The sequence below is a fragment of the Streptomyces sp. NPDC006134 genome, assembly GCF_040628835.1.
GTDB lineage: Bacteria > Actinomycetota > Actinomycetes > Streptomycetales > Streptomycetaceae > Streptomyces.
In genome coordinates this window covers 13,115-34,058 of sequence record NZ_JBEXTV010000009.1, presented here as the reverse complement: position 1 = coordinate 34,058, position 20,944 = coordinate 13,115, and the positions used below count along the sequence as shown (strand labels likewise).

Sequence of the window (20,944 nt, the reverse complement as noted above, 5' to 3'; positions counted from 1 at the left end):
ATACAGACGTGCACAGACGTGAACAGCCCGCAAAGAATGCATGAGTGACGCGAAGGCCACTCTTGCAGGGGAAGGTGATCCTTTGTGGGGTTCGTGGGCTTACTCACACGAACCGCGCATGGAAACGCCCAGGAAGCAGGAAGAGGGGGCGCACCGGTTCCGGTGCGCCCCCTCGTGAGGTGTGGAGTGCGCTGTGGTCAGCCTTCGCCGACGCCCAGCTTCTGGAGGATCAGCTCCTTGACGCGCGCCGCGTCCGCCTGGCCCCGGGTCGCCTTCATGACCGCGCCGACCAGGGCGCCGGCCGCGGCGACCTTGCCGCCGCGGATCTTCTCCGCGATGGCCGGGTTGCCGGCGATGGCCTCGTCGACGGCGGCGGTGAGCGCGCCCTCGTCGGAGACGACCTTCAGGCCGCGCTTGTCGACGACCTCGTCCGGCGTGCCCTCACCGGCGAGGACGCCCTCGATGACCTGGCGGGCCAGCTTGTCGTTCAGGTCACCGGAGGCCACCAGCTCGGTGACGCGGGCGACCTGCGCCGGCGTGATCGCCAGCTCGTCCAGGGCCTTGCCGGACTCGTTGGCGCTGCGGGCCAGCTCGCCCATCCACCACTTGCGGGCGGAGGCCGCGTCGGCGCCGGCGTCGATCGTGGCGACGATCAGGTCCAGCGCACCGGCGTTGAGGATCGCCTGCATGTCGGTGCCGGAGATCCCCCACTCCTCACGGAGCCGGTTGCGGCGCACCAGCGGCAGCTCGGGCAGGGAGGCGCGGATCTCCTCGACCCACTCACGGGACGGGGCGACCGGCACCAGGTCGGGCTCCGGGAAGTACCGGTAGTCCTCGGCCTCCTCCTTCACGCGGCCCGAGGTCGTGGAGCCGGTGTCCTCGTGGAAGTGGCGGGTCTCCTGGACGATGGTGCCGCCGGAGGAGAGGACCGCCGCGTGCCGCTGGATCTCGTAGCGGGCCGCGCGCTCCACGGACCGCAGCGAGTTCACGTTCTTCGTCTCGGAGCGCGTGCCGAACTTGTCCGCGCCCTTCGGCATCAGCGACAGGTTCACGTCGCAGCGCATCTGGCCCATCTCCATGCGGGCCTCGGACACGCCGAGCGCGCGGATCAGCTCGCGCAGCTCACGGACGTACGCCCGCGCGACCTCGGGGGCGCGCTCGCCGGCACCGGTGATCGGCTTGGTGACGATCTCGATGAGCGGGATGCCCGCGCGGTTGTAGTCGAGCAGGGAGTGGGACGCGCCGTGGATACGGCCGGTGGCGCCGCCGACGTGGGTCGACTTGCCGGTGTCCTCCTCCATGTGGGCGCGCTCGATCTCCACGCGGAAGGTCTCGCCGTCCTCCAGCTGCACGTCGAGGTAGCCGTCGAAGGCGATCGGCTCGTCGTACTGGGAGGTCTGGAAGTTCTTCGGCATGTCCGGATAGAAGTAGTTCTTCCGGGCGAAGCGGCACCATTCGGCGATCTGGCAGTTGAGCGCGAGGCCGATCTTGATGGCGGACTCGACGCCGGTCGCGTTGACGACCGGCAGCGCGCCGGGCAGGCCGAGGCAGACCGGGCAGGTCTGGGTGTTCGGCTCGGCGCCCAGCGCGGTCGAGCAGCCGCAGAACATCTTGGTCTTGGTGCCGAGTTCGACATGGACTTCGAGGCCCATGACGGGGTCGTACGACGCGAGCGCGTCCTCGTACGACACCAGGTCGGTCGTGGTGGTCACGGTGGAAATTCCCTCTCAGCCCAGCAGGACGTCGTCGTCGCCCAGCCGCTTCAGCTCGCGGTAGAGGACGGCGAGACCGGTGACGATCCCGGCGGCGGTCACGACGGCGTCGATCAGGCGCAGCGTGTCGTTCTCGGTGCGGGCCTTCTTGATCTGCTTGACGGCACCGATCGCGCCGAAGGCGGTGGTGGCCATGGTCAGGTACGTACCGGACTTGGACTTCTTGAAGCCCTTGGCCTTGGTCAGTGCACTCACAGCGACGGAGCCTCCTCGAGCAGCGGGTGGCCCCACTTTTCCACGAAGGCGGCCTCGACGGCGGCACCCACCTTGTACAGGCGGTCGTCCTTCATGGCGGGGGCGATGATCTGCAGGCCGACCGGGAGGTTGTCCTCCGGGGCGAGGCCGCAGGGCAGCGACATGGCCGCGTTGCCCGCCAGGTTGGTCGGGATGGTGCACAGGTCGGCGAGGTACATCGCCATCGGGTCGTCGGCGCGCTCGCCGATCGGGAAGGCGGTGGTCGGGGTCGTCGGGGAGACGATCACGTCGACCTGCTCGAACGCCTTCTCGAAGTCCTGCTTGATGAGCGTGCGGACCTTCTGGGCGCTGCCGTAGTACGCGTCGTAGTAGCCGGAGCTGAGCGCGTACGTGCCGAGCATGATGCGGCGCTTGACCTCGGGGCCGAAGCCGGCCTCGCGGGTGAGGGAGGTGACCTCCTCGGCGGAGCGCGTGCCGTCGTCGCCGGTGCGCAGGCCGTAGCGCAGGCCGTCGAAGCGGGCGAGGTTGGAGGAGCACTCCGAAGGGGCGATCAGGTAGTACGCCGACAGCGCGAGGTCGAAGGAGGGGCAGTCCAGCTCGACGATCTCGGCGCCCAGCTCCTTCAGCAGCGCGACGGACTCGTCGAAGCGCTGGATGACGCCGGGCTGGTAGCCCTCGCCGCGGAACTGCTTGACGACGCCGACGCGCATGCCCGCCACGCTGCCGTTGCGGGCGGCCTCGACGACCGGCGGGACCGGGGCGTCGATGGAGGTGGAGTCCAGCGGGTCGTGGCCGGCGATCACCTCGTGCAGCAGGGCCGCGTCCAGGACCGTACGGGCGCAGGGGCCGCCCTGGTCCAGGGAGGAGGAGAAGGCGACCATGCCGTAGCGGGAGACGCCGCCGTAGGTCGGCTTCACGCCGACCGTGCCGGTGACGGCCGCGGGCTGGCGGATGGAGCCGCCGGTGTCGGTGCCGATGGCGAGGGGGGCCTCGAAGGCGGCGAGGGCGGCGGAGGAGCCGCCGCCGGAGCCGCCGGGGATCTTGGTGAGGTCCCACGGGTTGCCGGTCGGGCCGTAGGCGCTGTTCTCCGTCGACGACCCCATGGCGAACTCGTCCATGTTGGTCTTGCCGAGGATGACGACGTCGGCGGCCTTCAGCTTCTTGGTGACCGTGGCGTCGTACGGCGGGATCCAGCCTTCGAGGATCTTCGAGCCGACGGTCGTGGGCACGCCCTCGGTGGTGAAGATGTCCTTGAGCGCCAGCGGCACGCCGGCCAGCGGGCCGAGCTTCTCGCCGCGCTCCCGCTTGGCGTCGACGGCGCGGGCCTGCGCGAGCGCGCCCTCGCGGTCGACGTGCAGGAAGGCGTGCACCTTCTCGTCGACGGCCTCGATCCGGGCCAGGTGGGCCTCGGTGACCTCGACGGCCGTCAGCTCGCCGGAGGCGATCTTCGCGGCGATCTCGGCCGCGGTCAGCTTGATGATGGAGTCCGGCATGGCGGGCTACTCCTCCCCCAGGATCTGCGGCACCTTGAAACGCTGCTGCTCCTGGGCCGGGGCGCCGGAGAGCGCCTGCTCGGGGCTGAGCGACGGTCGGACCTCGTCCGGGCGCATGACGTTGGTCAGCGGGAGCGGGTGCGAGGTCGGCGGTACGTCTTGGTCGGCGACCTCGCTGACGCGGGCCACCGCGCCGATGATGTCGTCCAGCTGTCCCGCGAAGTGATCGAGCTCTTCGGGCTTCAGCTCCAGACGCGCCAGCCGGGCGAGGTGGGCGACCTCCTCGCGCGTGATGCCAGGCATGCAGCGTTCCTCTGGGGTGAGTGTGAGTGGTTTGGGGCCAATCCTATGGGGCGGGGCCCGGTGCCCGTGAAACGGTTTCCCCCGCCGGCCCCCGCCGGGCCCCCGCCAGGGCCCCGTCAGTGGCGCCCGTCCCAGGCCGCGCTGGTCAGGAAGTGGTTGTCGTAGAGGTCCTGGACCTCCTTCAGGCTCTCCGGCGTGGCCTCGCCGAGGCGGATGCGCTGGAGGTGGCGGAAGTACTCGAAGCGTTCGACGCCGGGGGTGATCACGATGAGGAGATCGGCGCCGCTGCCGGGCGCGGCGGCGAAGGCGTGCGGCTTTCCCGGCGGTACGACGACCAGATCACCGCGCTCTGCGGTGACGACGTCGTCGCCGGAGAGGAACTCGGCGGCGCCGTCGAGCACGTAGAACATCTCCGCGGAATTGTGGTGCAGGTGGGGGCGGGCGCCGTCGGCACCCTCGGTGAGGGTGACGCGTACGGTGGACAGGGCGCCGCCGGTGGCGCTGCTGTCGGCGAGCAGCTTGACGGCCACGGGGGCGCTGCCGACCACCTCGGCCTCGGCGTCGCGGACGACGACGGACGGGTCGAACCGCGGGACGAACAGGGACATCGCGTCACCTCTGGGTTGGTTCCGGCGCGGACGGGCGGTGCCGTGCGCACCGCCGTGCCGTCGGCAACGATCATGGCAGCGTGCCGCATTCCCGCGGGCCGTACGCCTCAGCCCACCCGTCCCGGGTCGTCCGCCGCGGCGGCCGGGAGGGCGGCGGTGGGACGCTGCCAGCCACGGGAGCCGCGGGCGCGCAGCCAGGCGGTGGTCTCCTCGGGCGGCATCGCGGCGGCCACCAGCCAGCCCTGGACGGCGTCGCAGCCCAGGTCGCGCAGGCGCTCCCAGGTCTCGTCGTCCTCGACGCCCTCGGCGACGACGAGCAGGCCGAGCGAGTGGGCGAGGTCGACCGTGCAGCGCACGATCTCGGCGTCCTCGGTGTCGACGGCCAGCCGGGCCACGAACGAGCGGTCGATCTTGAGCTCGCTGACGGGGAGGCGGCGCAGGTGGACGAGGGAGGAGTAACCGGTGCCGAAGTCGTCCAGCGACATCTTCACGCCGTGGCCGGTGAGTCCGGCGAGGGTGTCGGCGGCGCGCTGGGGGTCCTCCAGCAGGACGTGCTCGGTTATCTCCAATTGCAGCGCCCCGGCGGGGACGCCGTGGCGGGCCAGCCGGGCGGCGACCGAGCCGGCGAAGCCGGGGGTGTGGACGTCGCGTGGGGAGACGTTGACCGCGACCGGCACGAACAGGCCCTGGGAGCGCCAGCGGGCGACCTGCCCGAGCGCCGTCTCCAGCACGTACTCGGTGAGGTGCGGCATCAGCCCGGAGGACTCGGCGATCGCTATGAACTCGTCCGGCGGGACCTTGCCCCGCTCCGGGTGCACCCAGCGCACCAGGGCCTCCAGGCCGGCGACCTGGCCGTCGAAGCGGACCTTGGGCTGGTAGTGCAGCTCGACCTCGTGGGCGTCCAGCGCCCGGCGCAGATCGCCCAGCAGGCCCAGCCGGTCCGGGGTGTTGGAGTCCCGCTTGGACTCGTAGACCTCGACGCCGGTGCGGTCCCGCTTCGCCTGGTACATCGCCACGTCCGCGCGGCGCAGCAGCCCCTCGGCGTCCAGCGCGTGGTCGGGGAAGACGGCGACACCGGCGCTGGCCTCCAGTACCAGGGTGAGGCCGTCCAGGTCGAGCGGGGAGCCGAGGGCCGCGATCAGGCTGCGGGCGACACGGGTCACGGACGTCGTGGAGTCGGCGACGGGCAGTAAGACGGCGAACTCGTCGCCGCCCAGCCGCGCGACCTCCGCTCCGCGGGGCAGCGCCAGCCGCAGCCGGTCGGCGGTCTGCAGCAGCAGCCGGTCACCGGCCAGATGCCCCAGGGTGTCGTTGACCGACCGGAAACGGTCGAGGTCGATCAGGACCAGGGCGGCGCGGGCGCCGATGCGTTCGGCGTCGTCCAGCGCGGTCCAGATCCGCTCCAGCAGCCACTGCCGGTTGGGCAGTCCGGTCAGCGGGTCGCGCAGTTGCTCCTCGGCGCGGGCGCGGGCGATCCACAGGGTGGAGTCCAGGGCGATCAGCGGGATGGAGAACAGCGGCAGCAGCAGCGGCTGCGCGAACGCGACCACGCAGATCAGCGGGGCGATGCCGAGCAGGGCGGCGGCGAGCAGGCCCTGTCTGAGCAGGGCGGTGCGGGCGACGGTGGGCAGGCCGCCGCGCGGTGCGTGCAGGTACCACAGCAGGACGCGGGTGACGGCGAGGTAGGTGACGGCGACGCCCACCACCTCGGGCGCGGTGTAGAGCGTCCAGGTGGCGGGGTCCCAGGGTGCCTCGACGGACGGCACGGAGCCGCAGGCGCCCAGCAGCAGGGCTCCGGCACCGATGCCGAGGATGTCCACCGCGCCGTGCAGCACGCCCTGCCGCCAGCGGCCCCGGCGGGCGACGCCGACGAGCACGACGACGGTGAGGCTGACCATGCCGGCCGGGACCCAGCCGTACAGCAGCAGGACGGCGAGGGTGAGGGCGGCGCCGGAGCCGGTGCCGCCCCACCAGCGGGCCCGGCCGAGCATGACGAGGTGGCCGACGATGGTCCCGGTGAGCACGGCCAGGGACCAGCCGGTGGTGCCGGACGGGAAGAGGGCGTGGCCGCCGCTGAACGCCCGGTAGAACCCGGCGCCCAGGACGAATCCGGCCGCCGCGACGACGGCCGCGGGCAACGCGGGCCAGGACAGGTGCCGTTCGGCGTCGGCACCGGAGAGGGAGGGGCCGCGTTCGGCGGCCGTCGTCGCGGCGCCGCCGCCGTCGGCCGCGGCGTGCGGTCCGGGCTGCCGGCCGTCCGCCGGGCGCGGGCCGCCGGACCGGCGGCCCGCGGTGTACGGTCCCGCGCCACGGTCCTCCCCCGGAGCGTGCGGCGGGGCGGCGCGCCCCTTGGCGCCGCCGTGCTCCGAGGACCACCCGGCCCACCGGCTGACCCGCCAGGCGCTCGCCCTGCGGTACCGGCGCAGCCGGGAGCCCGGGGCGGCGCTCTCGGTCGGTTCCATTCCCGTCCCTCTCACAGCCGGCGGTGCCCACGCCACGCGGCCCCCGCCTCGACCACCATCAACGGCGCCGCGTTGGAAAACCCTTCCCCCTGCTCTCGCAGAGCACGGGGATGCCCCGACCGCAGCTGGGCACGGCAGGCGCACACCTCAACAGTAGGCCGCAGAAGGCTTCCACGGGCAGCGGTCGTCGACGGTTGCCCGAATGCGCCCCGGCCACCCGTATGCATCTGATATGCGCCGAACGAGTGGCCTTCAACCGCTATTCCCCGGACGGAAGTGCTACTTCCGCCGCAGCCTCGGGTCCTTGTTCGAGCAGAACCCCGAAACCGTCCTCGTTCAGGACCGGAACCTTCAGCTGCATGGCCTTGTCGTATTTCGAGCCGGGGTTGTCGCCCACCACGACGAACGAGGTCTTCTTCGACACCGAACCGGTCACCTTCGCGCCCCGGGTCTGGAGTGCCTCCTTGGCGCCGTCCCGGGTGAAGTGTTCCAGGGTGCCGGTGACGACGACGGTGAGTCCTTCCAGGGGGCGGGGGCCTTCGTCCTCCCCCGAGCTCTCCTCCTCCATACGGACGCCGGCGGCCTTCCACTTGCGCAGGATCTCCTGGTGCCACTCCTCGGCGAACCACTCCTTGAGGGAGGCGGCGATGATGGGCCCGACACCCTCGGTGCCCGCCAGCTCCTCCTCGCTCGCCTGCTCGATGCGGTCGATGGACCGGAACTCGCGGGCCAGCGCCTCGGCGGCGACCGGGCCGACGTGACGGATCGACAGGCCGGTGAGGACGCGCGCCAGCGGGCGCTGCTTGGCGGCGGCGATGTTCTCCAGCATCGCCAGCGCGTTCTTCTTGGGCTTGCCCTCCTGGTTGGCGAAGACCGTCGCGATCTTCTCCTCGCCGGTCTTGGGGTCCCGCTTGGGCAGGCCGCTGTCCTGGTCGAGGACGTAGGCCCGGATGGGCAGCAGCTGCTCGACGGTGAGGTCGAACAGGTCGCCCTCGTCCTTCAGCGGCGGGTCCGCCGGTTCCAGCGGCTTGGTGAGCGCGGCCGCCGCCACGTAGCCGAAGTGCTCGATGTCCAGGGCCTTGCGGCCGGCCAGGTAGAACAGGCGCTCGCGCAACTGGGCGGGGCAGGTGCGGGCGTTGGGGCAGCGCAGGTCGACGTCGCCCTCCTTCATGGGCCGCAGCGGCGTGCCGCACTCGGGGCACTCGCCCGGCATCACGAACTCCCGCTCGCTGCCGTCGCGCAGGTCGGCCACCGGGCCGAGGATCTCCGGGATGACGTCACCGGCCTTGCGCAGCACCACCGTGTCGCCGATGAGGACGCCCTTGGCCTTGACCACGTCCTGGTTGTGCAGGGTGGCGAACTCGACCTCGGAGCCCGCGACGGTGACCGGCTCGACCTGGGCGTACGGCGTGACGCGTCCCGTGCGGCCCACGCCCACGCGGATGTCGACGAGCTTGGTGTTGACCTCCTCCGGCGCGTACTTGTAGGCGATCGCCCAGCGCGGCGCGCGCGAGGTGGAGCCCAGGCGTCCCTGGAGCGGGATCTCGTCCAGCTTGATGACGGCCCCGTCGATCTCGTGCTCGACGGAGTGCCGGTTCTCGCCGTAGTACGCGATGAACTCCCGGACGCCGCCGAGGCCGTCGACCACCTTGTTGTGCCGGGAGGTGGGCAGGCCCCAGGTCTTCAGCAGGTCGTAGGCCTGGGACAGGCGGGTCAGGCCCGTGAAGCCCTCCAGGGCGCCGATGCCATGGACGACCATGTGCAGCGGGCGGCCGGCGGTGACGCGCGGGTCCTTCTGGCGCAGCGAACCGGCCGCCGCGTTGCGCGGGTTGGCGAAGGGCTTGTCGCCGGCCTCGACCAGACGGCGGTTGAGCTCCTCGAACTTCTCCATGGGGAAGTAGACCTCGCCGCGGATCTCCACGAGGTCGGGGACCTTCTCCCCCTTCAGGCGCTCCGGGATCTCGGCGATGGTGCGGACGTTGGGCGTGATGTCCTCGCCGGTGCGGCCGTCGCCGCGGGTCGCCGCGCGGGTGAGGCGGCCGTGCTCGTAGGTGAGGTTGACGGCGAGGCCGTCGACCTTCAGCTCGCACAGGAAGTGGTAGGTCTGGTCGCCCAGTTCCCTGGCGATGCGCTCGGCCCAGGCGGCGAGCTCGTCGTCGTTGAAGGTGTTGTCCAGGGACAGCATCCGCCGGCGGTGCTCGACCGCCGTGAACTCCGTCGCGTAGGAGCCGGCGACCTTCTGGGTCGGCGAGTCGGGCGTGCGCAGCTCGGGGTACTCGTCCTCCAGGGCCTCCAGGGAACGCAGCAGCCGGTCGAACTCCGCGTCGCTGACGACGGGGGCGTCCTTCACGTAGTACCGGAAGCGGTGCTCCTCGATCTGCTCAGCGAGCTGCACGTGCTTCTCCCGCGCCTCGGCGGGCACGTTCGTCGTCTCCGCTTGCTTGTCGCCGGCCACCGTGTTGTCCTCCCGTTACTCTGGGTTGTCCGCGAGGGATCTCGCCGCCCGGACGCAGTGGGCGAGCGCCCGGCGCGCGTACTCGGGGGACGCGCCCGCGAGTCCGCACGCCGGAGTGAGGGTGACCGCCTCCGCGAGAAGCCCCGGATGCAGCCCCAGCCTGCGCCACAGCGTCCTGACCCCCATGACGCTACCGGCAGGGTCTGACAACGGGCCGTCCGTGCCCGGCACGACACCGGCCAGCAGCCGGGTGCCGCCCTCCACCGCCTCGCCGATCGCCTCGTCGTCACGCTCGGTCAGGAGGGAGAAGTCGAAGGAGACGCCCGCCGCGCCCGCCCGGCGCAGCAGGGCGAAGGGGACGTCCGGGGCGCAGGAGTGGACCACGACCGGGCCGCCGTCGTGCGCGCCGACGACGTCGCGCAGGGTGGACTCGACGACCTGCCGGTCGACGGCGCGGTGGGTGCGGTAGCCGCTGGCGGTCCTCACCCGGCCGCGCAGGACGGCGGTGAGGGACGGCTCGTCGAGCTGGAGCACCACCTGGGCCCCCGGGACCCGGCTGCGCACCTGCGCCAGGTGCAGGCGCAGCCCCTCGGCGAGGGAGGCGGCCAGGTCGCGGCAGGCACCGGCGTCGGAGAGGGCGGCCTCGCCGTTGCGCAGCTCCAGCGCGGCGGCCAGCGTCCAGGGGCCGACGGCCTGCACCTTCAGCGGCCCCTCGTAGCCCTGGGTGTACTCCTCCAGCGCGTCGAGGTCCTCGCGCAGCCAGGAGCGGGCCCGCCGGGTGTCCCGGCCGGGCCGGTCGCCGAGCCGCCAGCCGCTGGGCTCCACGCGCGCGTACAGCTCGACGAGCATCCCGGCGGTGCGGCCGGTCATGTCGGCGCCGGGCCCGCGGGCGGGCAGCTCGGGCAGGAACGGGAAGTCCTCGAAGGTGCCGGTGACGGTCTTGACGGCCTCACGCGCGTCCGCGCCCGGCATGGACCCGACGCCGGTGGCGGGACCGAACCTGAACTGGCTGTTTTCGCTCACCCCGGAAGAGTACGTAACCCTTCCGGGGAGGGTTCACCGGACGGCCCCCCGAAGGGGCGGCGGCCGGTGCCGGTCACGGCCCCGGGCACACGGACGGATCACCGTCCCGGGCACACGGACGGAGGATCACCGTCCCGGGCGCACGGACGGAGGATCACCGTCCCGGGCGCACGCTCAGGTCGTTGACCTCCGCGTCCCGGGGCAGGTCCAGGGCCATCACGATGGTGGTGGCCACCGACTCGGGGTCGATCCACTTCGCGGGGTCGTACTCCTTGCCCTCCTGCTGGTGCACCTTGGCCTGCATGGGGCTGGCGGTGCGGCCCGGGTAGACGGAGGTCACGCGGACACCGTTCGCGTGCTCCTCCTGGCGCAGGGCGTCGGCCAGCGCCTTCAGGCCGTGCTTGGAGGCGGCGTACGCGGCCCACTCGGCGTGCGCGGCGAGCCCGGCTCCGGAGTTGACGAAGACCACGTGGCCCTGGGCGACCCGGAGCTGGGGCAGGAAGAGGCGGGTCAGCTCGGCGGGGGCGATCAGGTTGACGTCGAGCTGGCGGCGCCAGCTCTTCGTCGACAGTTCGCCGACCGGGCCGAGGTCGACCACGCCCGCGATGTGGAGCAGGGAGTCCACGCGGTCCGGCAGCGTCTGGTGGGACAGGGCCCAGGACAGCTTGTCGGGGTCGGTGAGGTCGCCCACCAGGGTCTTCGCGCCGGGGAACGCGGCGGCGAGCTCCTTGGCGCGGGCCGCGTTGCGCGCGTGCAGCACGAGGTCGTCGCCGCGCGCGTGCAGGCGGCGGGCCACGGCCGCGCCGATGCCGGAGCCCGCTCCGGTGATCACATGTGTAGCCATGCCCGCCATGCTCGCATCACCGGGTCACTCGATGCCGAGCGCCTCCTCCAGGTAGGCCAGCGCGCCGACCGGCTCCTCGGCGAAGAAGACCAGCTCGGCCAGCGGACGCGGCAGGAAGCCCTCGTCCTCCATGCGGCGGAACTGCTCCTTGAGCCCGTCGTAGAAGCCCGCGGTGTTCAGCAGCACGACCGGCTTGTCGGTGTGCCCGTGCTTCTTCAGCTCCAGGATCTCGGTCGCCTCGTCCAGCGTGCCGGTGCCGCCCACCATGATCACCACGGCGTCGGCCTTCTCCAGCAGCAGCCGCTTGCGCTCGGCGAGGTCGCGGGCGACCACCATCTCCTCGACGCCCTTGCGCGCCCGGTCCGACAGGAACTCCACCGAGACGCCCAGGAGCCGCCCGCCGGCCTCCTCGACACCGTCGGCGACCACCTTCATCAGCCCGACGTCCGAGCCGCCCCACACCAGGGTGTGCCCGCCCTTGCCCATGAGCTCGGCGAACTCCCTGGCGGGACGGGTGTAGCGGTCGTCGAGGTCGGCGGCGGAGAGGAAGACGCAGATGTTCATGCCCCCACCGTACGGGCAGGCGCCGACAGCGCGGTCACCCGGATCTTCGACTGGCGGTGCGGCAGCCGCTCCCAGTCGTCCATGAGACGGGCCGCCAGGCCGTGCCGCGCGGCCAGGTCGACCAGGGTCTGCGTCCGGTAGTAGAAGTCCTCGTGCAGCACCTGGTGCTCCTCCCCCTCCGTCCGGTCGAACGTGAAGTCGAAGAAACCGCCGGGGGCGAGGATCCGGCCGACGTGCGCGAAGCACTCCTCGATGACGTGCCGGGGCGAGTGGGAGAAGACGCTGTGCGCGTGCACGACGTCGAAGTGCCCGTCGGGCAGGAAGGCGAAGGTGAGGTCGTCGACGAGCGCCAGGTGGGGCAGTTTGGCCTGGAGCCCTTCCCGCACGAGGGTGTCCTGGGCGGCGAGCAGGATGTGCGGCGAGATGTCGATGCCGTAGTAGTGGCCGGTGTCGAGGTGGTCGATGAACAGGCGCCCGGCGCGCAGGTTGCCGCAGCCGATCTCCAGCATCCGGTGGTGCGGCTCCAGCCCGTGCCCCACCAGGTAGTCGAACTGCATCCGCCCGATCCGGGCCCACTGCTCGCGCGAGGGGCTGTGTCCCACGGCCGCCTCGGCGCCGCGGGCGGTGTCGGAGGCCATCACGGCCCGGTAGTAGGCGATGTGGTCGCCGCGGCAGCGCAGCCGCAGCAGGGCGTCGCGCACGGCCCGCCGGGCGTGGGCGGGGACGCGTTCGGGGTGGCGCAGGGCGTAGCGGACCTGGTGGGCGAGGCTGCTGCGGTTCCTGGCCGGGTGCGTGGCTCCCATGGGTCTCCTCCTGCGGGTGCGCGCCGGGTGGGACGGCCCCGGCCGGGCGGGAAGAACTCCGCTTCAGCGTGCGCTGTACCGGAGAACCCGGCTACCCAAGGAGGGTCGATCGTGACCGGAGGGCACCACATCACCATCGAGCGGAGCGACCGGCACGTGCGCGTGGTGCACGGCGAGGAGGTGCCGGCCGAGAGCGGCCGGCCGCTGCTCCTGCGGGAGACGGGCTGTCCCGACCGCTACTACATCCCGGCCGAGGACGTGCGCATGGATCTGCTGACGCCGTCCGGGACGCACACGCGCTGCCCCTACAAGGGCACCGCGTCGTACTGGTCGCTGCCGGGCGCGCCGGACGCGGTGTGGGCGTACCCGGACCCGAAGCCGGAGGTCGCGCAGATCAAGGGCCACCTGTGCTTCTACGAGGTGGAAGTGTCGTGAGCGTTTAAACGCGCGCTTTGGGGCAGTCTGCACAGGCATGGAGAAGCAGACTCTTTCACGCGACGGCACACCGATCGCCTACGAGCGCACCGGACGGGGCCCCGTGGTGGTCCTCGTGAGCGGCGCGCTGTCGACGGGGGCCACGATGGCGCCGCTGGCCGCGGAGCTCTCGGGGCGTTTCAGTGTGGTCGTCTACGACCGCCGGGGCCGCGGCGAGAGCGGTGACACGCCGCCGTACGCGGTGGAGCGCGAGGTCGAGGACCTGGCGGCGCTGATCGAGGCGGAGGGCGGCGAGGCGTCGCTGTACGGCGTCTCGTCGGGCGGCGCGCTGGCCCTGCGGGCGGCGGCGGACGGGCTGCCGGTGCGCCGGGTCGCGGTCTACGAGGTGCCGTACGCCCTGGACGACGCGGGCGTGAAGGAGCGCGCGGCGTACTCGCGGGCGCTGGGGAAGGCGCTGTCCCAGGGACATCGCGGGGACGCGGTCGAGCTGTTCCTGCGCCTCACCGGGCTGGGCGAGGAGGTCATCCGGGGTGCCCGCCAGTCCCCCCTGTGGGCGAGCCTGGCGGCCCTCGCGCCGAGCCTCGCGCACGACGACGCCGTGCTGGGCGACGGACGCCCGCCGCTGTCCCGGCTGGCCTCGGTCTCCGTGCCGGTGCTGGCCCTGGCGGGTGACGCGAGCCCGGCGTGGTTCGGCGAGGCGGCCCGGACGATCGCGGAGACGGTCCGGGAGGGTACGTACCGCTCGCTGGAGCGGCAGACCCACAGGGTGGAGCCGGGGGTGCTGGCGCCGGTGCTGGCGGAGTTCCTCGCCGGCTGACGGCCGTCTTCCTCGGCTTCCCCTGCCGTGGCACGCGCGCGTGGCGGTCGCCGTCCGTCCGCCGGGCACGCACGGGCCCGGGGGCCGGCCGGGCGGCGGCCGGGGATGCGGCGGGGCCGGTTCAGAGCCCCGGGCAGAAGGGGTGCCCGATCGGCTCGCGGCGTCCGGTGCGTGCGAGCGCAAGGCGCCGGAGCGCCCTCACGGCAAAGCCACGTGGGCGCTTCGGCAACGCGGGACGCCGCGAACCCCGGGTGCCCCTTCCGTTCGGGGCTCTCAGGCCGCGCCGGCCGTCGCACGCGCGGTGGACGCGATCGTCGCCGAGCCCACCACGCGCGTACCGTCGTACAGGACGATCGCCTGGCCGGGGGCCACGCCGCGCACCGGCTCGGTGAAGCGCACGCGCAGCTCGCCGTCGACGAGCTCGGCGCTCACCTCGGTCTCGTCGCCGTGGGCGCGCAGCTGGGCGGTGTAGGTGCCGGGGCCGGTGGGGGCCGCGCCGCACCAGCGCGGCTTGATCGCGGTGAGGGCGGTGACGTCCAGGGAGGCCGCCGGGCCGACCGTGACGGTGTTGGTCACCGGGGAGATGTCGAGGACGTAGCGGGGCTTGCCGTCGGGGGCGGGGGTGCCGATCCGCAGGCCCTTGCGCTGGCCGATGGTGAAGCCGTACGCGCCCTCGTGGGTGCCGAGCTTGTTGCCGGCCTCGTCGACGATGTCGCCCTCCGCCCGGCCCAGCCGCCGGGCCAGGAAGCCCTGGGTGTCGCCGTCGGCGATGAAGCAGATGTCGTGGGAGTCGGGCTTCTTCGCGACCGCCAGGCCCCGGCGCTCGGCCTCCGCGCGGATCTCCTCCTTGGTGGTGACCGTGTCGCCGAGGGGGAACATCGCGTGCGCGAGCTGCCGGTCGTCCAGCACGCCGAGGACGTAGGACTGGTCCTTGGCCAGGTCGGAGGCGCGGTGCAGTTCGCGCGTGCCGTCCTCGTTCACGATCACCTTGGCGTAGTGGCCGGTGCAGACGGCGTCGAAGCCGAGGGCGAGGGCCTTGTCCAGCAGCGCGGCGAACTTGATCTTCTCGTTGCAGCGCAGGCACGGGTTGGGGGTGCGGCCGGCCTCGTACTCGGCGACGAAGTCCTCGACGACGTCCTCGCGGAAGCGGTCGGCGAGGTCCCAGACGTAGAACGGGATGCCGATGACGTCCGCGGCGCGGCGGGCGTCGCGCGAGTCCTCGATGGTGCAGCAGCCCCGCGCGCCCGTGCGGAACGACTGCGGGTTCGCGGAGAGCGCGAGGTGGACGCCGGTCACGTCGTGGCCCGCCTCGGCGGCGCGGGCGGCGGCGACGGCGGAGTCGACTCCGCCGGACATGGCGGCCAGGACGCGGAGGGGGCGGGTGCGCTGCGGGGTGTCAGTCATAACCCCTCCAGGGTACGGGGCGCGGGAACCGGGGCCGCCGGGTATGCGTTCACGGCTACATGGGCGCGAGACAGGCAGCGAAGGACGGGGACCGGCGCATCGGGCGGCGGGCCCTGCTCGTCGGCGGGGCGGCGGCGGCCGTGGGGACGGCGGTGCTGGCGCGGGACGAGCTGGGCCGCCTGTGGTGGCGGGCGCCCGGCGTCGACAAGCCGCGCACGGAGGGCGAGGTGGACTACGGCGGCGCCCGCTGGGTGGCGGCGTCGGACGCGAACTGGCGGCGCGCGGACCGGCCCGCGGACTTCGGCATAGACATGGTGGTCGTCCATGTCACCCAGGGCAGCTTCGCGAGCGCGGTGAAGGCGTTCCAGGACCCGGCGCACCAGGCGGCCACGCACTACATCGTCGGCCAGGACGGCCGCGTCACGCAGATGATCCGCGAGCTGGACGTGGCCTACCACGCGGGCAACCGCGCCTACAACGAGCGCAGTGTCGGCATCGAGCACGAGGGGTTCGTCGACCGGCCGCAGGACTTCACCGACGCGATGTACGAGGCGTCGGCGCGGCTGACGGCGGGGATCTGCGCGCGGTACGGCATCCCGGTGGACCGTGAGCACATCATCGGCCACGTGGAGGTGCCGGGCACGGACCACACCGATCCGGGCCCGCACTGGGACTGGGACCGGTATCTGCGGCTGGTGCGGCGGGCACGTACGGCACCCGCGTGAGGCGGCGGGCTCACCAGGGCAGGGCGAGGAGGGCGGCGGCCGGCGCCAGCCCCTGGCCGAGGGCGCCCCGCCACAGCCGCGGGAAGGAGAGGCCGAAGACGACGGCGGAGACGACCAGGAAGGCGCACAGGTAGAGGACCAGCGTGCGGCCGGCCGTCGTGGCGCCGGTGTGCAGGGCGACGACTCCGGCGGCCAGGCCCAGGCCGAGGAGGATGTTGTAGACGGCGACGCCGGAGCGCCACAGGGTGACCTCGGGGGCGTCGGCCGTGGACGTGGTGAGGAAGCGGCGGACGGCGGGGCTGCCGTAGCGGAAGCGCTCCAGCACGCCCACGACGAGGTGGATCACGGCCGTGAGCAGGGCCAGGACCTGCGCGACGGCGTTCACGTCCTTCACATCCCGAGTCTGCGCCCGCGGGCGGGGGCCGGCAACAGCGGCCGTCCCGGCTCGCGCGCCGCCCGTGCCGCGGCGCCCCTCGCGTCCGGATCCGGCGGAGGGCCCCTTACGTCAGGCCCGCCGCCCGGGCCCGCTCCACCGCCGGGCCGATGGCCTTGGCGACCGCCTCGACGTCGGCCTCGGTGGAGGTGTGGCCGAGGGAGAAGCGGAGGGTGCCGCGGGCCAGGTCGGGGTCGGTGCCGGTGGCCAGCAGGACGTGGCTGGGCTGGGCGACGCCCGCGGTGCAGGCGGAGCCGGTGGAGCACTCGATGCCCTGGGCGTCGAGGAGGAGCAGCAGCGAGTCGCCCTCGCAGCCGGGGAAGGTGAAGTGGGCGTTGGCCGGGAGGCGGCCCTCGGGGGACGGATCGCCGCCGAGGATCGCGTCGGGGACGGCGGCGCGGACCGCGGTGATCAGGTCGTCGCGCAGGGCGCCGATCTCGCGGGCGAACCACTCGCGCTGCTCGACGGCGAGGCGGCCGGCGACCGCGAAGGAGGCGATGGCCGGTACGTCGAGGGTGCCGGAGCGGACGTGGCGTTCCTGGCCGCCGCCGTGCAGGACGGGGACGGGGTTGTACTCGCGGCCGAGGACCAGCGCGCCGATCCCGTACGGACCGCCGATCTTGTGGCCGGACACCGTCATCGCGGCGAGCCCGGAGGCGGCGAAGCCGACCGGGAGCTGACCGACGGCCTGGACGGCGTCGGCGTGCAGCGGGACGCCGAACTCGGCCGCCACGTCGGCCAGTTCGCGGACCGGCATGACCGTGCCGATCTCGTTGTTCGCCCACATGACGGTGGCCAGGGCGACGTCGTCGGGGTTGCGGGCGATGGCCTCGCGCAGGGCCTCGGGGTGGACGCGGCCGTAGCGGTCCACCGGGAGGTACTCGACGGTGGCGCCCTCGTGCTCGCCGAGCCAGTGGACGGCGTCCAGGACGGCGTGGTGCTCGACGGGGCCGGCCAGGACGCGGGTGCGGGCCGGGTCGGCGTCGCGGCGGGCCCAGTACAGGCCCTTGACGGCGAGGTTGTCGGCCTCGGTGCCGCCTGAGGTGAAGACGACCTCGCTGGGGCGGGCGCCGAGGGCTTCGGCGAGGGTCTCGCGGGCCTCCTCGACCGTACGGCGGGCGCGGCGGCCGGACGCGTGGAGGGAGGAGGCGTTGCCGGTGACGCTCAGGTGCGCGGTGAGTGCCTCGACTGCCTCGGGAAGCATCGGGGTGGTCGCGGCGTGGTCGAGGTAAGCCATGGTGACGCCGATTCTACGGGGCGCTCCCGGCGGGGCTCAGGCCGCGGTTGGCCAAGGTCCGGCCGTGCGCGTTCCGGCCGGGGCGGGCGCGGTCCGTGTCCCGGGGCGGCCTCAGAAGCTCCACGACAGCGTGTGGTCCGCCTGCAGGAACGCGGCCAGGACCAGCAGGTCCGCGGCGCCCAGGGCGAGCCCGAGGCACGCGCGGCCGCGGCGGGCGGTGCCGCGCCTCAGGGCCGTGCAGGCCAGGGCGAGGGCGAGGGGCCCGAGGACGACGTTGAGGACGAGCAGGCCGAGCAGGCCCAGGACGAAGGAGGCCACGGCCATGCCGTCGGCGTCGCGCAGGCCGGTCGGGCGGCGGGCCGGTGCGGTGAGGTGCATGGTGATCGGCTCCTGACGGTCGGGCGATCGGGCGGCCTGGCGGCCGAAGGGGTCCTCGTGCGGGGCGGCGGTCAGCGGGCGGGCGTGCCCCGGCGGCGGCCGTGCCGCTCGCGCAGCGCGAAGACGCCGAGCCAGACGGCGATGACGGCACCGGCGGCGACGGAGAAGGAGAGCGGCGCGTGGGCCACGGTGCCCAGCACCACGCCGAGGAGCAGGAACGCCGCGACGAGGAACAGCACGGTCGGGAACCCCCAGTTCGGTGAACGACTGTAGTTACACTTGTTCACTGACTACCCAGACTAACGCGTGGGACGGCTTCTCAATTTCGGAGAACAGCTGTTAACTGCATGGCATGAGTCACACCCTCGGCGTCCGGCAGGCCCAGAAGCAGAAGACCCGGCAGGCTCTCCTGGACGCGGCGCTGGAACTGCTGGAGGAGCAGAGCCTGAGCAGTCTGGGCCTGCGCGAGGTCACGCGCGCCGTCGGTGTCGCGCCGACCGCCTTCTACCGCCACTTCCGCTCCACGGCGGACCTCGGGGTGGCCCTGGTCGAGGAGGCGCTGAACAGCCTGCACCCGATGATCCGCACGATGGTGTCCACGACGGGCGACGGCGAGGAACGCATCGCCCGCGCCGTCGGGCTGATCGCCGGCCATGTGCGCGCGTACCCCGCCCACGTCCGCTTCATCGCGCGGGAACGGCACGGCGGGGTGCAGCCGGTGCGCGAGGCCATCCGGGCCCAGCTGGACCGGTTCGCCGAGGAGGTGAAGGCGGGGCTGGCCGGCGACCCGGTGTCGGCGGGCTGGCACGACGACGACCTGGCGATGCTCGCGGGGCTCTACGTCGACCAGATGCTGAGCACGGCCTCCCTCTTCCTGGAGTCCCTGGACGCCCCCGAGGAGGAGCGGGCGCGCGTCGCCCGGGTCGCGGCCCGCCGGCTGCGCCTCGTCGGCATCGGCCGCCATCACTGGCTGGACTGATCACCCGGCCCGGAACCGGCACCGGCGAAGCACCGGTGCCGGTACTTCGCCGGTGCCGGTACTTTGCCGGCGTCACGGATGAAGACGGGTCCGCCGGCGAGGACGTGCGTGGTGCGCCCCTGCGGGCGGCGGGCACCGGCCGGGCCCGGAACGGCCCGCCGGGCCCGTGGCCGGAACGGCCCGCCGGACCCGGAACCGCCTGCGGGCCCGGGATCGCAGGCGGGCCCCGCGGCCGGAACGGTCAGCCGAGCCTGACCCGGGCCAGTTGCCGGGACTGCGCCACCAGCCGGTCGGCGCTGTCCCACACCTCGGCGTCCTCCTCCAGGAAGCCGCCGGCGAGGTTGCGGGTGGTGATCGACACCCGCAGCGGGCCCGGCGCCGGGCGGCAGCGCACGTGCACGGTCAGCTCGACCGTGGGCACCCAGCCGGACAGGCCCAGCTCGAACGCGGTCGGGGGCAGCGCGTCCACCGCCAGCAGCAGCGAGAAGGGGTCGGCGTCCCGGCCGTCGGCGAGCCCGAACCAGCCCCGCATCTCACCCCTGCCCGACGGCTGCCCGAGCGCCCAGCCGAGCGTGGCCGGGTCCAGCTTGAGCATCAGCCGGTCGGCGATGGCGGAGCTGCCGGGGACGGGGGCGGGGCCGTCCTCGGGGCCGAGGCACTGCTCGATGGGCGGGAGGGCGGGCGGCTCGGCCGTCGTGCGGACGTCGTCGGGCAGCGCGTCCAGGTCGCCGTAGGAGGCCAGGACGCGGATGCGCTCGACCTCGCGGCCTTCCTCGTCGTACTGGAAGAGCGATGCCTGTCCGGTCGACAGCGTCCGGCCGGTGCGCACGGTGTCGGTGCGGACCACGGCCGGGCCCGGCCGGGAGGCGGTCAGGTAGTGGGCCGAGATGGTGAAGGGGTCCGGGTGCGGCAGGGTGTCCGCGAGCGCGCGGCCCAGGACGGCCAGCAGATAGCCGCCGTTGACGGCGTTGATGATCGTCCAGCCGGCGGAGAGGTCGATGTCGTAGACACCGGGGACGCCGGGCTCGCGCCGGGTGACGGCGGTGTCGCGGTCGAACTCGCTGTCGCCGATGATGGCCCGCAGGGCCGGTGCGGAGGCTGCTTCTGGCATGGCTGAACGCTACAACAACAAACTACTAAGCGGTAGCTTTTGGCGATGCGGTGACTTGGCGATGCGGTGACTTGGCGATGCAATGGCTTGGTGATGCGGCGACTTGGCGATGCAATGGCCTGGTGATGCGGTGGCTTGGCCATGCAATGGCTTGGCCATGCAATGGCTTGGCCATGCAATGGCTTGGCGATGCGGTGGCTTGGCGATGCGGTGGCGGGCCCTACCCTTCCCGCGCCTCCGAGCGGCGGTTCCACGCCCGCGGGGCCCGCCAGTGGAACCGCATGGCGAGCAGCCGCAGTACGAAGGCGGTGACCACCGCGAGACCGCTGGTGAGCGGGGTGAGCGCGTCGTAGCGGATGCACAGCGCGGCCATGGCGGCGCCGACGATCGCCGGCACGGCGTACAGGTCGCGGTCCCAGCGCAGCAGCGAAGGCACCTCGTTGGCGAGGACGTCCCGCAGCACGCCGCCGCCCACCGCGGTCGCCAGGCCCAGGCAGGCGGAGGCGGTCAGCCCGAGCCCGTACTCGTACGCCTTGGTCGTCCCGGCCACGCAGAACAGGCCCAGGCCCGCCGCGTCGAAGACGTTCACGCCGGCCTGGATGCGCTCCACGTGCGGGTGGAGGAAGAAGACCAGGGCGGCGGCGAGCAGCGGGGTGACGAAGTACCCCAGGTCCGTGAAGGCCGCGGGCGGTACGGCCCCGATGACCAGGTCCCGGAACAGCCCGCCGCCGAGCGCGGTGACCTCGGCGAGGACGGCGATGCCGAACACGTCGAAGTTCTTGCGGACGGCCAGCAGCGCGCCGGAGATCGCGAAGACGAAGATGCCGATCAGGTCGAGCGTGTGCTGGACGGACGGGCTGAAGAGTTGCTGGAGCACCCTTCCATTCTTACCTGCCGGAGAGC

Annotated in this window: 22 protein-coding genes; 4 read left to right on the top strand and 18 right to left on the bottom strand. The window is 73.0% G+C overall.

What is annotated here, in order from left to right; all coding sequences use genetic code 11:
* Positions 1-197: 197 nt before the first annotated feature.
* The 11 genes from gatB to ABZ340_RS08090 all read right to left on the bottom strand — a co-directional run bounded on the left by gatB (position 198) and on the right by ABZ340_RS08090 (position 12,522).
* Positions 198-1,712 (bottom strand): Asp-tRNA(Asn)/Glu-tRNA(Gln) amidotransferase subunit GatB, encoded by a 1,515-nt coding sequence (gatB, locus tag ABZ340_RS08140; RefSeq protein ID WP_358780929.1) that lies wholly within the window; start codon positions 1,710-1,712, stop codon positions 198-200.
* Between the two features lie 15 nt (positions 1,713-1,727).
* Positions 1,728-1,967: a hypothetical protein gene (locus tag ABZ340_RS08135; protein WP_358780928.1), complete on the bottom strand. Its 240-nt coding sequence runs from the start codon at positions 1,965-1,967 to the stop codon at positions 1,728-1,730.
* A complete protein-coding gene (gene gatA / locus ABZ340_RS08130) occupies positions 1,964-3,460 on the bottom strand; it encodes an Asp-tRNA(Asn)/Glu-tRNA(Gln) amidotransferase subunit GatA (protein ID WP_358780927.1) in 1,497 nt (498 codons plus the stop codon). Before gatA ends, ABZ340_RS08135 begins: the two co-directional genes overlap by 4 nt.
* 6 nt (positions 3,461-3,466) lie before the next feature.
* Positions 3,467-3,763, bottom strand: a complete 297-nt coding sequence (gene gatC / locus ABZ340_RS08125) for an Asp-tRNA(Asn)/Glu-tRNA(Gln) amidotransferase subunit GatC (RefSeq protein WP_029381524.1) — start codon at positions 3,761-3,763, stop codon at positions 3,467-3,469.
* A 116-nt stretch (positions 3,764-3,879) separates the two neighbouring features.
* Positions 3,880-4,371, bottom strand: a complete 492-nt coding sequence (locus ABZ340_RS08120) for a cupin domain-containing protein (protein WP_358780926.1) — start codon at positions 4,369-4,371, stop codon at positions 3,880-3,882.
* Positions 4,372-4,478: 107 nt separating this feature from the next.
* The gene (locus ABZ340_RS08115; protein WP_358780925.1) at positions 4,479-6,833 is read right to left on the bottom strand and encodes a bifunctional diguanylate cyclase/phosphodiesterase; all 2,355 of its coding nucleotides are present in this window, start codon (positions 6,831-6,833) and stop codon (positions 4,479-4,481) included.
* Positions 6,834-7,092: 259 nt separating this feature from the next.
* Complete coding sequence (gene ligA, locus ABZ340_RS08110) at positions 7,093-9,288, bottom strand: NAD-dependent DNA ligase LigA (RefSeq protein ID WP_358780924.1); 2,196 nt, start codon at positions 9,286-9,288, stop codon at positions 7,093-7,095.
* Between the two features lie 15 nt (positions 9,289-9,303).
* The gene (locus ABZ340_RS08105; protein WP_358780923.1) at positions 9,304-10,311 is read right to left on the bottom strand and encodes a methionine synthase; all 1,008 of its coding nucleotides are present in this window, start codon (positions 10,309-10,311) and stop codon (positions 9,304-9,306) included.
* A gap of 154 nt (positions 10,312-10,465) precedes the next feature.
* Complete coding sequence (locus tag ABZ340_RS08100; protein ID WP_358780922.1) at positions 10,466-11,155, bottom strand: SDR family oxidoreductase; 690 nt, start codon at positions 11,153-11,155, stop codon at positions 10,466-10,468.
* A gap of 24 nt (positions 11,156-11,179) precedes the next feature.
* On the bottom strand, positions 11,180-11,719 hold the full coding sequence (locus ABZ340_RS08095) for a TIGR00730 family Rossman fold protein (protein WP_358780921.1): 540 nt from the start codon (positions 11,717-11,719) through the stop codon (positions 11,180-11,182).
* A complete protein-coding gene (locus ABZ340_RS08090) occupies positions 11,716-12,522 on the bottom strand; it encodes a class I SAM-dependent methyltransferase (protein WP_358780920.1) in 807 nt (268 codons plus the stop codon). Before ABZ340_RS08090 ends, ABZ340_RS08095 begins: the two co-directional genes overlap by 4 nt.
* A gap of 111 nt (positions 12,523-12,633) precedes the next feature.
* On the opposite strand from ABZ340_RS08090, the gene ABZ340_RS08085 reads away from it, so the two are divergent.
* Complete coding sequence (locus ABZ340_RS08085) at positions 12,634-12,957, top strand: DUF427 domain-containing protein (RefSeq protein WP_358780919.1); 324 nt, start codon at positions 12,634-12,636, stop codon at positions 12,955-12,957.
* Positions 12,958-12,994: 37 nt separating this feature from the next.
* Positions 12,995-13,774 carry an alpha/beta fold hydrolase gene (locus tag ABZ340_RS08080; protein ID WP_358780918.1) on the top strand — a complete coding sequence of 260 codons (780 nt, stop codon included), beginning with the start codon at positions 12,995-12,997 and terminating at the stop codon, positions 13,772-13,774.
* Positions 13,775-14,047: 273 nt separating this feature from the next.
* Here the strand turns inward: ABZ340_RS08080 and mnmA are convergent, their stop codons facing one another.
* The gene (gene mnmA, locus ABZ340_RS08075; RefSeq protein WP_358780917.1) at positions 14,048-15,178 is read right to left on the bottom strand and encodes a tRNA 2-thiouridine(34) synthase MnmA; all 1,131 of its coding nucleotides are present in this window, start codon (positions 15,176-15,178) and stop codon (positions 14,048-14,050) included.
* A gap of 59 nt (positions 15,179-15,237) precedes the next feature.
* Here mnmA and ABZ340_RS08070 point away from each other — a divergent pair, with 59 nt between their 5' ends.
* Complete coding sequence (locus ABZ340_RS08070) at positions 15,238-15,903, top strand: N-acetylmuramoyl-L-alanine amidase (RefSeq protein WP_358780916.1); 666 nt, start codon at positions 15,238-15,240, stop codon at positions 15,901-15,903.
* A gap of 10 nt (positions 15,904-15,913) precedes the next feature.
* On the opposite strand, the gene ABZ340_RS08065 is transcribed toward ABZ340_RS08070, so the two are convergent.
* From ABZ340_RS08065 to ABZ340_RS08050, 4 genes are all read right to left on the bottom strand, one after another.
* Positions 15,914-16,297, bottom strand: coding sequence for a DUF1304 domain-containing protein (locus ABZ340_RS08065; protein ID WP_358780915.1), 384 nt, complete (start codon positions 16,295-16,297; stop codon positions 15,914-15,916).
* A gap of 106 nt (positions 16,298-16,403) precedes the next feature.
* The gene (locus tag ABZ340_RS08060; protein ID WP_358780914.1) at positions 16,404-17,573 is read right to left on the bottom strand and encodes a cysteine desulfurase family protein; all 1,170 of its coding nucleotides are present in this window, start codon (positions 17,571-17,573) and stop codon (positions 16,404-16,406) included.
* Positions 17,574-17,684: 111 nt separating this feature from the next.
* On the bottom strand, positions 17,685-17,951 hold the full coding sequence (locus tag ABZ340_RS08055) for a DUF4190 domain-containing protein (protein WP_358780913.1): 267 nt from the start codon (positions 17,949-17,951) through the stop codon (positions 17,685-17,687).
* Positions 17,952-18,022: 71 nt separating this feature from the next.
* Positions 18,023-18,190, bottom strand: a complete 168-nt coding sequence (locus tag ABZ340_RS08050; RefSeq protein WP_358780912.1) for a hypothetical protein — start codon at positions 18,188-18,190, stop codon at positions 18,023-18,025.
* Between the two features lie 113 nt (positions 18,191-18,303).
* Between ABZ340_RS08050 and ABZ340_RS08045 the strand changes: the two genes are divergently transcribed.
* Positions 18,304-18,930, top strand: coding sequence for a TetR family transcriptional regulator (locus ABZ340_RS08045; RefSeq protein WP_358780911.1), 627 nt, complete (start codon positions 18,304-18,306; stop codon positions 18,928-18,930).
* Between the two features lie 241 nt (positions 18,931-19,171).
* On the opposite strand, the gene ABZ340_RS08040 is transcribed toward ABZ340_RS08045, so the two are convergent.
* Both ABZ340_RS08040 and ABZ340_RS08035 read right to left on the bottom strand, forming a co-directional pair.
* Entirely contained in the window at positions 19,172-20,041 is an 870-nt protein-coding gene (locus tag ABZ340_RS08040; RefSeq protein WP_358780910.1) for a thioesterase family protein, read from the bottom strand.
* A gap of 220 nt (positions 20,042-20,261) precedes the next feature.
* The gene (locus tag ABZ340_RS08035; RefSeq protein WP_358780909.1) at positions 20,262-20,918 is read right to left on the bottom strand and encodes a trimeric intracellular cation channel family protein; all 657 of its coding nucleotides are present in this window, start codon (positions 20,916-20,918) and stop codon (positions 20,262-20,264) included.
* Positions 20,919-20,944 lie beyond the last annotated feature (26 nt).

What these genes read in the sequence shown, in the direction of transcription:
- gatA (WP_358780927.1), bottom strand. Translation starts at nt 3,460, where the DNA reads ATGCCGGACTCCATCATCAAGCTGACCGCGGCCGAGATCGCCGCGAAG.
- gatC (WP_029381524.1), bottom strand. Translation starts at nt 3,763, where the DNA reads ATGCCTGGCATCACGCGCGAGGAGGTCGCCCACCTCGCCCGGCTGGCG.
- ABZ340_RS08120 (WP_358780926.1), bottom strand. Translation starts at nt 4,371, where the DNA reads ATGTCCCTGTTCGTCCCGCGGTTCGACCCGTCCGTCGTCGTCCGCGAC.
- ABZ340_RS08115 (WP_358780925.1), bottom strand. Translation starts at nt 6,833, where the DNA reads ATGGAACCGACCGAGAGCGCCGCCCCGGGCTCCCGGCTGCGCCGGTAC.
- ABZ340_RS08100 (WP_358780922.1), bottom strand. Translation starts at nt 11,155, where the DNA reads ATGGCTACACATGTGATCACCGGAGCGGGCTCCGGCATCGGCGCGGCC.
- ABZ340_RS08095 (WP_358780921.1), bottom strand. Translation starts at nt 11,719, where the DNA reads ATGAACATCTGCGTCTTCCTCTCCGCCGCCGACCTCGACGACCGCTAC.
- ABZ340_RS08090 (WP_358780920.1), bottom strand. Translation starts at nt 12,522, where the DNA reads ATGGGAGCCACGCACCCGGCCAGGAACCGCAGCAGCCTCGCCCACCAG.
- ABZ340_RS08080 (WP_358780918.1), top strand. Translation starts at nt 12,995, where the DNA reads ATGGAGAAGCAGACTCTTTCACGCGACGGCACACCGATCGCCTACGAG.
- mnmA (WP_358780917.1), bottom strand. Translation starts at nt 15,178, where the DNA reads ATGACTGACACCCCGCAGCGCACCCGCCCCCTCCGCGTCCTGGCCGCC.
- ABZ340_RS08070 (WP_358780916.1), top strand. Translation starts at nt 15,238, where the DNA reads ATGGGCGCGAGACAGGCAGCGAAGGACGGGGACCGGCGCATCGGGCGG.
- ABZ340_RS08060 (WP_358780914.1), bottom strand. Translation starts at nt 17,573, where the DNA reads ATGGCTTACCTCGACCACGCCGCGACCACCCCGATGCTTCCCGAGGCA.
- ABZ340_RS08055 (WP_358780913.1), bottom strand. Translation starts at nt 17,951, where the DNA reads ATGCACCTCACCGCACCGGCCCGCCGCCCGACCGGCCTGCGCGACGCC.
- ABZ340_RS08045 (WP_358780911.1), top strand. Translation starts at nt 18,304, where the DNA reads ATGAGTCACACCCTCGGCGTCCGGCAGGCCCAGAAGCAGAAGACCCGG.
- ABZ340_RS08040 (WP_358780910.1), bottom strand. Translation starts at nt 20,041, where the DNA reads ATGCCAGAAGCAGCCTCCGCACCGGCCCTGCGGGCCATCATCGGCGAC.